This window comes from Pedobacter sp. 22226, from assembly GCF_052045455.1.
In the GTDB taxonomy this organism is placed as follows: Bacteria; Bacteroidota; Bacteroidia; order Sphingobacteriales; family Sphingobacteriaceae; genus Pedobacter; species Pedobacter jeongneungensis.
In genome coordinates this window covers 252,685-264,780 of the sequence record NZ_JBQEPB010000006.1, presented here as the reverse complement: position 1 = coordinate 264,780, position 12,096 = coordinate 252,685, and the positions used below count along the sequence as shown (strand labels likewise).

The 12,096-nt window shown below is 39.9% G+C and carries 15 protein-coding genes; 5 read left to right on the top strand and 10 right to left on the bottom strand.

Annotated features, from left to right (window positions below):
* Positions 1-10: 10 nt before the first annotated feature.
* From ACTJKC_RS15840 to ACTJKC_RS15815, 6 genes are all read right to left on the bottom strand, one after another.
* Positions 11-937, bottom strand: coding sequence for a methionyl-tRNA formyltransferase (locus ACTJKC_RS15840; RefSeq protein ID WP_440793389.1), 927 nt, complete (start codon positions 935-937; stop codon positions 11-13).
* 2 nt (positions 938-939) lie between these two features.
* A complete protein-coding gene (locus tag ACTJKC_RS15835) occupies positions 940-2,091 on the bottom strand; it encodes an ABC transporter substrate-binding protein (RefSeq protein WP_440793387.1) in 1,152 nt (383 codons plus the stop codon).
* A 52-nt stretch (positions 2,092-2,143) separates the two neighbouring features.
* Positions 2,144-2,701, bottom strand: coding sequence for a phage tail protein (locus ACTJKC_RS15830; protein WP_440793385.1), 558 nt, complete (start codon positions 2,699-2,701; stop codon positions 2,144-2,146).
* Between the two features lie 92 nt (positions 2,702-2,793).
* Positions 2,794-3,141: a hypothetical protein gene (locus tag ACTJKC_RS15825; protein ID WP_440793383.1), complete on the bottom strand. Its 348-nt coding sequence runs from the start codon at positions 3,139-3,141 to the stop codon at positions 2,794-2,796.
* Positions 3,142-3,483: 342 nt separating this feature from the next.
* The gene (locus ACTJKC_RS15820; RefSeq protein ID WP_440793381.1) at positions 3,484-4,440 is read right to left on the bottom strand and encodes a hypothetical protein; all 957 of its coding nucleotides are present in this window, start codon (positions 4,438-4,440) and stop codon (positions 3,484-3,486) included.
* Positions 4,440-5,126: an aspartyl/asparaginyl beta-hydroxylase domain-containing protein gene (locus ACTJKC_RS15815; protein WP_440793379.1), complete on the bottom strand. Its 687-nt coding sequence runs from the start codon at positions 5,124-5,126 to the stop codon at positions 4,440-4,442. The genes ACTJKC_RS15820 and ACTJKC_RS15815 overlap by 1 nt, the downstream gene beginning before the upstream one ends.
* Before the next feature lie 114 nt (positions 5,127-5,240).
* On the opposite strand from ACTJKC_RS15815, the gene ACTJKC_RS15810 reads away from it, so the two are divergent.
* Genes ACTJKC_RS15810 through ACTJKC_RS15800 form a run of 3 tightly spaced genes read left to right on the top strand, consistent with a single transcriptional unit; the run spans position 5,241 to position 6,299 of the window.
* A complete protein-coding gene (locus ACTJKC_RS15810; protein WP_440793377.1) occupies positions 5,241-5,744 on the top strand; it encodes a hypothetical protein in 504 nt (167 codons plus the stop codon).
* A 14-nt stretch (positions 5,745-5,758) separates the two neighbouring features.
* Positions 5,759-5,914, top strand: coding sequence for a hypothetical protein (locus tag ACTJKC_RS15805; RefSeq protein WP_440793375.1), 156 nt, complete (start codon positions 5,759-5,761; stop codon positions 5,912-5,914).
* 49 nt (positions 5,915-5,963) lie between these two features.
* On the top strand, positions 5,964-6,299 hold the full coding sequence (locus tag ACTJKC_RS15800; RefSeq protein WP_440793373.1) for a hypothetical protein: 336 nt from the start codon (positions 5,964-5,966) through the stop codon (positions 6,297-6,299).
* A gap of 85 nt (positions 6,300-6,384) precedes the next feature.
* Here ACTJKC_RS15800 and ACTJKC_RS15795 read toward each other — a convergent pair whose 3' ends face one another.
* Genes ACTJKC_RS15795 through ACTJKC_RS15785 form a run of 3 tightly spaced genes read right to left on the bottom strand, consistent with a single transcriptional unit; the run spans position 6,385 to position 9,424 of the window.
* On the bottom strand, positions 6,385-7,617 hold the full coding sequence (locus tag ACTJKC_RS15795; protein WP_440793371.1) for an MFS transporter: 1,233 nt from the start codon (positions 7,615-7,617) through the stop codon (positions 6,385-6,387).
* Positions 7,610-8,698 (bottom strand): zinc-binding dehydrogenase, encoded by a 1,089-nt coding sequence (locus tag ACTJKC_RS15790; RefSeq protein ID WP_440793369.1) that lies wholly within the window; start codon positions 8,696-8,698, stop codon positions 7,610-7,612. The genes ACTJKC_RS15795 and ACTJKC_RS15790 overlap by 8 nt, the downstream gene beginning before the upstream one ends.
* 42 nt (positions 8,699-8,740) lie before the next feature.
* A complete protein-coding gene (locus ACTJKC_RS15785; RefSeq protein ID WP_440793367.1) occupies positions 8,741-9,424 on the bottom strand; it encodes a phosphonatase-like hydrolase in 684 nt (227 codons plus the stop codon).
* 308 nt (positions 9,425-9,732) lie between these two features.
* Here ACTJKC_RS15785 and ACTJKC_RS15780 point away from each other — a divergent pair, with 308 nt between their 5' ends.
* Positions 9,733-10,902, top strand: coding sequence for a sensor histidine kinase (locus tag ACTJKC_RS15780; protein ID WP_440793365.1), 1,170 nt, complete (start codon positions 9,733-9,735; stop codon positions 10,900-10,902).
* A 96-nt stretch (positions 10,903-10,998) separates the two neighbouring features.
* Positions 10,999-11,709 carry a RibD family protein gene (locus tag ACTJKC_RS15775; protein ID WP_440793363.1) on the top strand — a complete coding sequence of 237 codons (711 nt, stop codon included), beginning with the start codon at positions 10,999-11,001 and terminating at the stop codon, positions 11,707-11,709.
* Between the two features lie 215 nt (positions 11,710-11,924).
* Here the strand turns inward: ACTJKC_RS15775 and ACTJKC_RS15770 are convergent, their stop codons facing one another.
* The gene (locus ACTJKC_RS15770; RefSeq protein WP_440793361.1) at positions 11,925-12,095 is read right to left on the bottom strand and encodes a hypothetical protein; all 171 of its coding nucleotides are present in this window, start codon (positions 12,093-12,095) and stop codon (positions 11,925-11,927) included.
* Position 12,096 lies beyond the last annotated feature (1 nt).

Below are 12,096 nucleotides of genomic sequence, written 5' to 3'. Positions count from 1 at the left end.
TTGTAAAAAATCAATTGAAAATCCCTGCCTTTTCAGGGTGTAATGTGATATATTGTGAAGCCGTCATGATTCCATAATCAGTGCTGAGAATACTTACAGTAATCTGTTGATTATCAACACAGGCTATTTGTACACTATCAATTGCCGATACTATTGTGCCCGCCATTTGATCATGGGGTTCATCCAATAGCTCGGCTGCAATTATTTTAACCTGTTCGCCCTGTAGTGTGGCATCGGCACCCGCATTCCATGGGTTGCATGCATTTATTAATGCAATAATTTCTTCTGCGTTCATTCGGTTCCAGTTAATGTAGGTATCCGATAACCGGGGTTTTTCAAAATAGCAAGACAAGCGCTCATCTTGTGGTTGATTTGGAATGCTGCTGGCAAACTGTAACATGTTAGCCATGTTAAGTGCCACATGAGCCATCCGGTTACTTAATTTTACGGTAAGTTTCCCATAAGTATCTTCAGCTTCAACCGGTACCGGATCGTTAAAAATAATGTTGCCCTTATCAAATTCCGAATTCATAAAATGGGTACAGATAGCAGTCTCAGTTTCCTGGTTTTTCAACACTTCAAAAATTGGCATTGCCCCTCTGTACTGCGGTAATGGCCCTGGATGAAAATTGATAAACTTTTGCTCACCGTATGATAAAACTGTTTCAGGAATTAAATAAGGAAAGGATATACAAAATATATAATCGGGTTTTAAACCGTCAATCCATTGCCTCAATCCGGAAATGCTATTTTTATCAGGAAAAGATTTAAACCCTAAATTGTTATCTTCCGATTCTCTTTCCAATGCATCTACAATGGTTTCACTTGCTCCGCCTATGCCGATTCCGCACATAAAATTTTCAAATGCAAGTAATTGCAATGCTGGAAAAGCAAATTTTCCTCCACACAATACCAATATCTTTTTTTGTGTTTCCATTGTTAAATGCATGTATAGCTATTATACCAGGCCGACATCGCATTATCGAGTTCGTAACCAGCTATTTTTTTAAATTGATCGGGTACATCATTGGCCATACTTTCTATCTGCACCGCACATTTCCCTTCATTATCAGGTACTATAGTTGCGTTGTAAAGGGGCGCTATAGAGGTGTTGGTTTTGGCATCGAAATAAATCGTTCCTCTCGGGCTTTCAAATTCAAATGATTGTAACCCTGCCACAATCTGTTGAATGTTATTTTTATTCGCTTCCATTAATTCCAGAATTTTTAAAGCGATTGCCGCACTTTCCCAACTGAGTAATGAAAAAAGGTTGGGTATTCTACCTGCGTTTGATATGGCCAGAATAAAGGCCACATTTTCTTTTGAACTTAGATTTTTTGACCATGCCGCAATTCCCTTCACATGTTGTCCCGGATATATTGCATCCGCCAGCATCATTTCTTCAAAGCCAAACGGCGGCATATAAACAGGCAGATTTTGTCCTTCAAAAGACTCTTTAATGGCTTCAAAATACCACTGAACAAAATCGCCGCTAAAAACACTTAATAAGGCACTGTCAGGAAATTGCTCCAAATGCTGTTTTAAGGGCTGCATAGTAAACTCATCCTGACGATAACCTGTAGCATGATTAAAAACAATACTTCCTCCGGTTTCTTCAAATGCCTTCGAAATACTGTAGGTATGTAAATATCCCCCATCATAATAGCCCGTTACCATACCTGCTGATTTAAGGCCATCATCTGCTGCCTGTTTCGCGGCAAGTGAGGCACCTAAAGCATTATGAAGGGAATGATAAAAAATATTAGGACAGGCTGGCCACTCTCCTGGTAAATTAGCGCCTGCATCTAATACGATCAGCATTTTGTTGGCAGCAAGAAAAAGCGGCCGAAGCAATTGTGCCATGCGGTGCCCGATGTAGGCAATCACCAATGAAACATTTTCTTCAAGTAAAAGCTTTTCGGCACTGCGGTAACACTGTTGTTTCTCTGCACCAAAACCAATGTTTTCGGTAACTATTTTAACATCACTTCTCCCCAAATGCTTTAATCCAGATCGTAATCCTTCATAAAGATCAAATCCAATGGTTTGATAATATGTTGATCTGGGTAATAAAATCCCTATAGTTTGCATGTTTACGGAGTATATAAAGGGGAGATTTAACCCTCCCCTTTAATAATTTTTATTAGTTTCTGCTTGGAAATATTCCCTGAACGGCGATAGAATAGTTAATTACCAGATAAGGATTCATCACTGTAATCGGCAAGCCAGAACCAGAAATATCAGTAGTACCTGAAACTTCAACACCACCAGTATAAATTCCCGGAGTTGCACCATTGCCCGAATACATAGAACTTGTTGCTACAGCCGGGAAAGTACCATCCGGAGATGCTTCGTCAGCATTTGCAGATGAAGCTTGTTGCTTTATTTTAAGCGCGTTTAGTGTATGCACGTGCGGTGGCATATTCGATGTTAATATCGATACAGTGGGTGTACCAGATGCTTCACCTATTGTATAATAAGGCAAACCTGCTCCTTGTCCCTGACCAATTGGCATGCGACCTTGTAAGTTTGGTAATCCAAATGTTTGCTGTCCATTTCCACCGTACACAGTTCCTAACAGGGAAAATAAGGCTGTATTTGATGCAATTGATAAAAGTTGACCTGCACAGGTCATGTACCCTCTAGGAGCAAAGCTGAATCCTAGAATTTTAATCTCTCCAATAAATGGTTCTGTAGACATGATTTTTAATTATATGGTTAAAAAATAAATTGATTAAAATGGTGGTAGATCAGTAGGTAAAATGATGTGTAGAAGTAGAATGGCTAATAACCTTATCTGTAAGAGATCCTGAACCTGCGATTCAACGCATGGCTCATCCCCCTCATTCCTGCAGTACTGTTGAAGTCTTTTTTATCAGAATTTAAAAATGCACGAGCTTCAAACAATAAAGGAGAAATAAGTTCGTTATAAGTTTTCTTCTGCAGAGATTTTGACGCGGTATCTTCACCGGCGTTAAAATGCAGGTTGTGTGAAAAATTATAGCTAACTAAAAGATGGGTTTGGCTGTAAGTATTTTCGGTAATACCCGTTTGTACAGGTGTATTAAAAGAATGAGCCAGAATTTGGCCATTACCGGATAAAACTTTTTTCTTTAAGAAAGAGCGCTTCTTAAGATTCATGGGATTTTGTTTGGGATGATTTGGATATGTAAATATCTGACAAAATAATGATACGAAACAATCCCTATTAATAAGTATTTTACCTCTGAAAATTAATTTTTGGCTAAATACTGGCTTAATTATGTCAGGAAAAAGGTTTTAGCTCATTATTTTTTAATTGACAATTGTCAACATTTAATTTCAAACATCACGGAATGTTAAAAACTAATTGATTCTACACCAAAAAACAATTAATACTACAACTCAACTATCTTTTTAGTACCCGAATTGTAACTTTTTATTTACTTAATTTAAGGGTATTTAATGGAAAATTAAATCAGGAAAAGCGATAGTAATCTTAGTTTAGCGGTAGTCTTTTACCGAAAGAGCCGTTATAAAATTTTGGTAGGCTAAATTAGCATGATGATAATCAGGAAGGTCAACTTTAATATCGTTATGATAAGGCTGACCGGGATATTTACTATGAAAACCTAAGCGTTTTTTCATCTCGCTTTCATTCGTCGTTTTCGCCGCTATCGAGGCAAAAAAATGCTTAAGCAAATTATCCATGCCCCAGTTATAATCATAAAAATGATCGAGCGGATGATTTGCTATTACCAAATCATAAAGCGCTTTATAATAACCCTCAAGTACCTGAGCGGTAAAGAAATTAAAATCGCTATAATGCCGCTCCTCTAACTTTATTTTTAGCAAACTGGCTTCAATAATTCCGGGAACACTATGTAAACCCCTTCTTTTATGATGAGAAATAATAACAGCGCCGGGTTCTCTGCTTAAAAAGTAAAAAGGCGTTTCAGGAAACCATTTTCTTAGTAAAGGATAAAAATGAATGTGCCAGCTATCAAGCTTTATAAACAATTGCTGGTATTGGCTTTTACGCTTTTGCCCCATTATTTTTACCGCAGCTTTAAACCACTTTTCAACTTCTTCTTCCTTTAAATTTTTGTCTTGCACAAACGCTCTTAAAATTTCATCAATTAAGGGTGCTTCTGCATAAACAATATTGGCCGGATCGATTGACAGTGCCTGGGTTAACAAGGTAGAACCGCAACGCGATACATGAAATATGAATGCTGTTGGCGGTATTGCATCTATTCCCTGAGACGACACAGCCAAAAAACCTGTATCGCTAAGCGGATTATACACAGATCTTTCGCGCATTTTCGATAAACAAATGGCAATAGTTTCATCAAAAAAAGGTTCGGCAATGTGCCTCTCGGCAAGATCCATCCAACGCAATTGCCAGGTTCCATCGGGTTTTTCGAATTTATAGGGAATCCAATTCAGCAAACCATCCATCAGATCTTTTTTTTCAGGTCTTCAATCAGTTGTTTCGAAGCCGGAGTATTCAGCCTCTCCAGTTCTGCTATTACCTTCAGCGTACTTTCTCTATCTATCTGCTGTTCCTTTTGCTCTGCTGCCATATCATATCCATGAGCAGTAAAAAGCGCATCGGTCCAGCTGTTGCGCAGCGCATCTATCACCAGGTGCACCCTTACCGATTGGCCGTTATTTATAATAGCATGGGTTTCATCGAAATTGATATACCAGCTGGTACCTTCATTAAGCACTAAATATTCATCTCCTACTTTAAACTGAACGCCATCATTCGTTTGGATAGGAATATGGATCCTGCACACACCATTAACGTAATTACACCCCCGGTCACGGTGAGGCTTAATTTCGGCACCCGGATGTAAAGCCAAAAGCCTGATGGATTCTTTCGGACAATGCCACGAATCGAGTATTGATTTGATATAAGGCAGCTTTTTTAACAAGGCTGTTTCTTTGTAGCTATCTACATCGTAATTAGCAAAAATATCGTCTTCTTTTCCACTTGCTGATTGTAGCGAAATACTCTGCCAGATTCCATTGTAATCTTTTTTATTAAAATGTTCTTTCCAGTTCAGTGCCATTGCTATAGCAAGTTCACTTTTGAGTAACTGAACGTCATATTGTTGGTTAAACTGAATGTATCTGGACAATTTGGGATGATTTTTTGTAATATTAGGAATAGTTTATTAAACTGCAAATTTTTAACCCTGATTTATAACTTTACTTTTTTATAACCTAAATTTGCGCCTAATATCTAAATTAACATGGAACATCATACCAGCCTCATACTCTCTTTTTTACGCGATATCGGCATCAGTTATAGCCTTGAAGAAATAGAAGGCGAAACCTTTTTACCAGGATTAAAACTACGAACGGGAACGCTGATTATCGATAGAGGTAAATTACTTTACCCGGGAGATATTTTACATGAGGCCGGGCACCTGGCTTGTATGCCACCTGATATCCGAAAAAATATGAGCGACAATTTACCCGGCGGAGATTTGCACGATGGCGGCGAATTAATGGCCATTGCCTGGTCTTACGCCGCCTGTATTTATTTAAACATTGATGCAAAAGTGGTATTTCACGAACATGGCTATAAAAATGGTTCTGACGCTATTATTGAGAACTTTAAAGCGTCGAGATTTATTGCAGTGCCGCTTTTGCAATGGCTCGGCATGACTTATGATGAAAAACAAGCACAAATTCATGAACTGCCCCCTTATCCTGCCATGCAGAAATGGTTGTGTACGGAAAGGCCCGGATAATTAAGCAAAAAAAAATGACGCGTTCAGAAAAACTGGCCAGCTGGGTGGCAGATAAACATAAAAATCAGCTGATTAAATGTACCGTTCTCCCCTATTTCGACCATTCAAACAAAGTAGCATTATTGGCAAAAGGCGCTACAGAATGGGGTTACGAAACAGGCCTTTCATGATTTATTAGAAGATACCAATACCACAAGTGCTGATTTAAATGCCGCTTTATTGAATTTTGGCTACCCTGAAGCCATAGCAGAACTGATTACATTTAATGTAATTGAACTCACTGATGTTTTTACAAAAACGGCTTACCCTAACTTAAGCAAAAAGGAAAGAAAAAAAATGGAAAGCAAGCGATTGCAAACCCTAAGTCCCACAGCACAAACGGTAAAATATGCCGATTTAATCGATAATATTGCCTGGATGATGAAGTACGACTTAAAGCATGCCGCTAAATACCTGAAAAAGAAAGCTACTCTTTTGCTGAGTTTAAACCGCGGGAATGAAGAGCTACGGCAACAAGCTATGGATATTATCCGGCAAGAATTGTTAAAAGTCTAACGGCATGCTCCTGCCAGACATTAAGTGTAAAAAAAAGCGCTCCCGGTTAAGAGAACGCTTATATCCAGAGACTAACCGGATTGGGTTAAACGGTTTTAACCGTGGGTAATTTAGTATACTTTACTGCCCCTACACTACAGGCAGATAACAGGCAAAGTACTGCAATAACGATAAAAATGCTATTGGTATTTCCGGTTGTATCGATGGCAAAACCCAGTAAAGGCTCACCGAAAGCGGCAAAAAGATAAGCGATCATATTCATAAAACCGATGCCCGTACCGGTAAGGCTACTCCCCAAAAAATCGGGACTGAGCGGAAAAAAGCAAGCCTGAGGACCATATACAAAAAAGCCTGCCAGCAGCATCAATACACCTCCCAAAAGCAGGTTATGAACCGGTGCAATATAAATCAGAATGGCAATAACCGCACTTACCGACATGCCGAAGATAATGGCTTTAATCCGGTCTTTTTTAAATAAACTGTCAGACAGGATTCCGAAAGTAAGCGCTCCGGCTGCCATGCCTACGGGTAATAAAAAGGTGACCCATAAATTGCCTGGATTGTCTTTCCAGTTGCCTCCCAAATAATGAACCGGAACCCAAAAAATAAGGCCATAACGGGCCATACTTTCAAAGCCAAAACCAAGTGAGGCCACCATGAACCTTTTATTACTCAATACCAAACGATAACGGTTTACCCAGCTTACCTCTGGCTGTTTTTCTATTTGCGTACCTGTTGCTGCAGTGGGTTTATCGCGGGCAATAATCATAAAGGCGGTGGCCGAAATCAATAACAGAAGAACCGGCAACCTGAAAAGCATCCGCCACTCATAACCCTGTTGTAATAAAATTATAGAAAGCAGGTAAGTTACCACTGAGGAAAGTCCCGCAGCCATGGTATAAAAACCAAAAGCTTTGCCCCGCTCCTCTTCACTCCACCAGTTATTAATCAGTTTCGCACCCGGTGCAAAAGCCATCGATTGAAAATAACCGTTTAAGGCCCATAATACCATAATCAGCGTTCCGCTGTTGGCAAAACTAATGGCCACATTGGTGATGATGGAAAGGTATGCGCCAACCGTAACCATTAAACGTGCGCTAAAACGATCGGCCAGGTTTCCGTTGATTAACTGCCCGATGGAATAGCCCATCAGCATCGAAAAACTGATCCAGCCAATACCCGTGTATGGAATATGCAATTCGGCCGCCATCCCTTTTGCTGCCCAGCCAAAATTGTGCCTCCCTGTATAAAAAAACAGGTAGCAGAACATGGTTATCAACAGCATTTTCCATTGCTGTACCCTAAATTTCTTATCCATTTTGCAAGGCTTCCTGTTGATCCAGATTAATACCCACCCTGAGCGGTTTATTCGCTACGGCAAAGGCAAAGGCCTCATTCGTATTTAAAAGAACAAATTCTTTCGATACCACTTTTTCGAAAGGAAAAACCTGGTGATTTTTACTGATGAAATTTACAGCGTAAACAAAATCTTCGAAATTATAATTGTGCAAACCTTTTATGGTAATTAACCGCCGCACCACCGATTCTGCATCAACCTGAACTTTGCGGGTATTAAATACTGCACCTATCCATATTGCCGTTCCACCGGTGGCCAGTTTTTCGAGACTATTTTCCATTGCATCAGCCGAACCGCTCATATCAAATGCAAGCTCAATTCCTTCCGGTAAACCCGCCGAAGCAGCTGTTAACAGATGAGTTTCGTTTGCGCCAAATGCTAAAGCCTGTTCAAGCCGTTGAGGATTAATATCGGCCATATGAATATGGCCGGCTCCTGCATCTTTACACATTGCGGCACATACCATACCTAGTAACCCGCTTCCGGTAATGAGCACTTTTTTCTTTTTGATATCTCCTGCCAGCCTTAATGCCCCTGCAACCGTAGCTACAGCACAATTGATGATGGCAGCTACCGGCAATGGTACTTCTTTTGAGATTTTGAGTACTGCTGTGCCTGGTTTAAGGATACAATGCGTAGATAAACCTCCATGTAATGCATCATTGGCCGTAATTTGTGCATGACCATATTTAAAAAGATTTTCACCTTTTTGCGGCATGCCCGCTTTTGACATGGCAGACTCTGGATCAGAAGAAAAAATACTCCAGGTTACCCTGTCGCCGGCATTCAGTTTATTTCCCAGGTAATCTTTCTCCTCATGCCCATCAGCAAAACCCACAATTTCGCCTACAATCTCGTGCCCCAGTACGGTAGGTACTTTCTCTTTTCTTAAGCCACAATACGTATGCAGATCGCTGCCACAAAGTGTGGTGTAAAGGTTTTTAATCAGGATTTCTCCTCTCCGGAGGTCAGGAATATCTTTTACCTGCACTTCCATAGGTTGCCCGTGCCCGTTAAAAACTACTATTCTGGCTTTATCCATTTTGATAAATGCTAATATCTGGTGAAGAAATGTATAAAATCTTTAATCAATGAGCGGTAAAAGGTCAATCAGGTTGTCGATAATCAGATCCGGCTGGGCTTCCATTAACTGTGCCGCAGTATGTGCTCCCGTGGTAATACCGATGCTCAGGCCGCACCCTGCATTTTGTCCTTCCTCAATATCGATGGCCGAATCTCCAATTTTCACCACGCTGGTACTGTCGGTAATATTAAAGTTTTTCATTGCAAATTCGATCATGTCAGGATCAGGACGGTTGCGCGATACATCAGAAGCCGTTACAAGTGCATCAAACTCTCTTCCCACACTCCATCCCAGTTTTTTGATAATTGAATTGGCCGTAGCGCTATCGTACCCCGTGTTTAGTACTGCTAAAATATTTCTGCTTTTTAACTCAGTAAACAATTCTACTGCATTTGGCTGGGGAAGAATATCTTCAGTAGCGTAGGCATTGGTTAAAGCAACGATAAATTCGTCGTATATTTTAGCCGTAAGCGTTTCGTCGGTAACATTTGCATAGGTTGATAGTACCGAACGGATGGCCTGTTTTTTTTCTTTACCCGCGCCCTGGGCAAGCACCTGGTCCAAAGTAAATCCGAAACCAGCATTATTAATTGCCTTTTGAAGCGTTTTATACACCAGGTTATCTTCATTTACTGTGGTTCCGGCCATATCAAAAACCACCATTGCTATTTTGTTTTTCTTCATTTCAAATCTAATTTATGTATTTATTTCCCTTTGTGTACAAAAGAGAATAAAGTGTTTAGCAAAACTAAACAATGTTTACTTAAAACAAATTTTATCCATATTAATTTTTTGTTAAATTTAGAGTACCTTAACTTCTGGCAAAATCTACAGGCTTTTACTGCATGAATGGAACCGGTACGTTGCTGCACAAAATTGCTCCGTTGATTTAAATCCGGGTTAAAGACACTTTAACCATATTAAACAGCCAAAATTATTCGCATTTGAATATTAAATATCATTATCTTGGGGGCTATATTATGAAAGGAATTATGAAAGAGTCTGCAGAAATCCTTGGTCTCATTAAAGAGTACGAAACACGCGAATCGGACCTGAGGCTGAACATTGCCCAACTCAAAAGCTTAAATGAGGCATTGCGCATTGCAGATGAAAGAAGTGCTATACTTCACTCGATTATTGAAAGTTCTGATGATGCAATTGTAAGCAAAGACCTCAATAGTATTGTAACCAGCTGGAATGATGCTGCTGAAAGGATTTTCGGCTACAGTGCATCTGAAATGATCGGCAGATCAATCATGAAAATCATTCCGCCTGAACGTGCTGAGGAAGAACCACATATTCTTGGTCAGTTAAGGCAGGGAATCAGGGTTGATCATTTTGAAACAGAGCGGCTTAGAAAAGACGGCACATTAATTAATGTTTCGCTGACCATTTCGCCGATTAAAGACCGCAACGGAAATGTAGTTGGCTTATCCAAAATTGCCAGGGATATTACCGACAAAAAAAATATCGAAATCAAGAAAAATGAATTCATCGGTTTTGTAAGCCACGAACTTAAAACGCCATTAACTTCTCTTCGCTCCTACATCCAGGTTGCTTTGCATAAGGCCAAAAAGGATGAACTTGAATTTATTTCCCAGGCACTTTCGAGGGCAGAACTGCAGACCAAAAAAATGGAGAATATGATTTCCGACTTCCTCAGCATTTCGAAATTTGAGGACGGGCACATGAAAATTAATTCTACCCGGTTTGATATGGCAAAGGCCATCCAGGAAAACCTGGAAGATGCCCGCATTGCTTCGGCAAAACATATACTGGTTTATGTGGGTGCAGATGAAGCCTATGTGCACGGAGACCGGGAAAAACTCTCGCTTGTGCTCACCAACCTGATCAGCAATGCCCAGAAATATTCGCCCAGCGGAGGTACGATTACGATAAACTGCCAACCTAAAGACCAGCACTTTTTCATCAGTGTAAGCGATCAGGGCATCGGTATTTCCACCGCCGACCAAAAGCTGATGTTTGGAAAATTCTTCAGGGTTAACAGCGAACAGACTAAATTTATAAGCGGCTTCGGAATCGGCCTTTACCTGGCCTCCACCATCATCAACCTTCATAAATCTTCCATCACTGTAGAAAGTGCACCCGATAAAGGCTCAACATTTTCTTTTCATGTAGCAGCTGCTACGGAGGCGGTTTAAACCAGAATATTTTGCGGCATTAATACTTAACCTGAGGCAATTCCCAAACAACACTTATATTTTTTTGTTGAATTAAATTAAAAAAGATAAGTGCATATGAATAACGAGCTACCCTACGTAATCTGTTTGATGATGACCTCGGTTGATGGAAAAATTCTGGGCGAGAAATGGGGCGATAGTCCAAAAATGAAGGTATTAAAGGGAACGTTTGAAAAAATCCATGAGGAAATTGGCGTTGGCGCATGGATTGTTGGCCGTACCACCATGGAAAAAGATTTTACCGGTTTTGCAAAACCGGTGTTAAAAAAAGGACAGCAGAAAACAGACCGCAATGACTTTGTTTCAGCCCATCAATCAAACACATTTGCCATTGCCATAGATGGTAAAGCCAAACTTGGCTGGGAAAAATCAACAATGCAGGGCGACCATGTGATTACCATTCTTACCGAAAGTGTAAAAGATGCTTATCTAGCCCATTTACAAGACATTGGCGTTTCGTACATTTTTGCGGGTAAAGATGAAATCAATTTAAAAACCGCTTTAAAAAAACTACGTAAGCTTTTTGGCATTGAAAAACTGATGCTCGAAGGTGGTGCCCGTATCAATGGAAGTTTTCTTAATGAAGGCCTTATTGATGAACTTCACCAATTGCTGCTACCTGTAGCTGATGGAACCATTAAAACTTCAACCCTTTTCGAAATCGACGAAAAAACAAAAAAAGATGGCGCTACGCTATTAAAACTCGAAAAAGTGAAACAAATAGAGAATGACGTACTTTGGATTACCTACAAAACAGGAAAGCATTAATTAACGCAAACAACACAATAACAAAAAAATTAGCACATAAGAGCTATAAGCTTATGGAGTGATCATGCACATCCAGCGGGCAATTATGGCCTCTTACCGACTTTCCGTTTTTATCCCGATATGGCTGCTTTACCTTTGTAAAATAGTCATTTCAACACCATGGGGTTTTATCTAAAAAGGTTTTTTGTGCTTTTAATCTTGCTTCTGCCGGTTTGTTATGCCTTTAATGCTTTTGCCACCGCCGCTATTGCTACGGTACCGCTATCCACATCAGGCAGAAGCATAAAGGATTGTTCGTTTGATGGAGGCTTTGTTTTCTTTGCCGTGGCATTAACAATAATTGCTGTAATCAGGATTAGAAAAAACCTGTGAAATAATTTTAACAAA

Excerpts from the sequence above, each read along its gene's own strand:
- ACTJKC_RS15795 (WP_440793371.1), bottom strand. The coding sequence starts at position 7,617 with ATGGATAAGAAATTTAGGGTACAGCAATGGAAAATGCTGTTGATAACC.
- ACTJKC_RS15790 (WP_440793369.1), bottom strand. The coding sequence starts at position 8,698 with ATGGATAAAGCCAGAATAGTAGTTTTTAACGGGCACGGGCAACCTATG.
- ACTJKC_RS15835 (WP_440793387.1), bottom strand. The coding sequence starts at position 2,091 with ATGCAAACTATAGGGATTTTATTACCCAGATCAACATATTATCAAACC.
- ACTJKC_RS15805 (WP_440793375.1), top strand. The coding sequence starts at position 5,759 with ATGACGCGTTCAGAAAAACTGGCCAGCTGGGTGGCAGATAAACATAAA.
- ACTJKC_RS15830 (WP_440793385.1), bottom strand. The coding sequence starts at position 2,701 with ATGTCTACAGAACCATTTATTGGAGAGATTAAAATTCTAGGATTCAGC.
- ACTJKC_RS15840 (WP_440793389.1), bottom strand. The coding sequence starts at position 937 with ATGGAAACACAAAAAAAGATATTGGTATTGTGTGGAGGAAAATTTGCT.
- ACTJKC_RS15780 (WP_440793365.1), top strand. The coding sequence starts at position 9,733 with ATGAAAGAGTCTGCAGAAATCCTTGGTCTCATTAAAGAGTACGAAACA.
- ACTJKC_RS15825 (WP_440793383.1), bottom strand. The coding sequence starts at position 3,141 with ATGAATCTTAAGAAGCGCTCTTTCTTAAAGAAAAAAGTTTTATCCGGT.
- ACTJKC_RS15820 (WP_440793381.1), bottom strand. The coding sequence starts at position 4,440 with ATGGATGGTTTGCTGAATTGGATTCCCTATAAATTCGAAAAACCCGAT.
- ACTJKC_RS15785 (WP_440793367.1), bottom strand. The coding sequence starts at position 9,424 with ATGAAGAAAAACAAAATAGCAATGGTGGTTTTTGATATGGCCGGAACC.
- ACTJKC_RS15810 (WP_440793377.1), top strand. The coding sequence starts at position 5,241 with ATGGAACATCATACCAGCCTCATACTCTCTTTTTTACGCGATATCGGC.
- ACTJKC_RS15775 (WP_440793363.1), top strand. The coding sequence starts at position 10,999 with ATGAATAACGAGCTACCCTACGTAATCTGTTTGATGATGACCTCGGTT.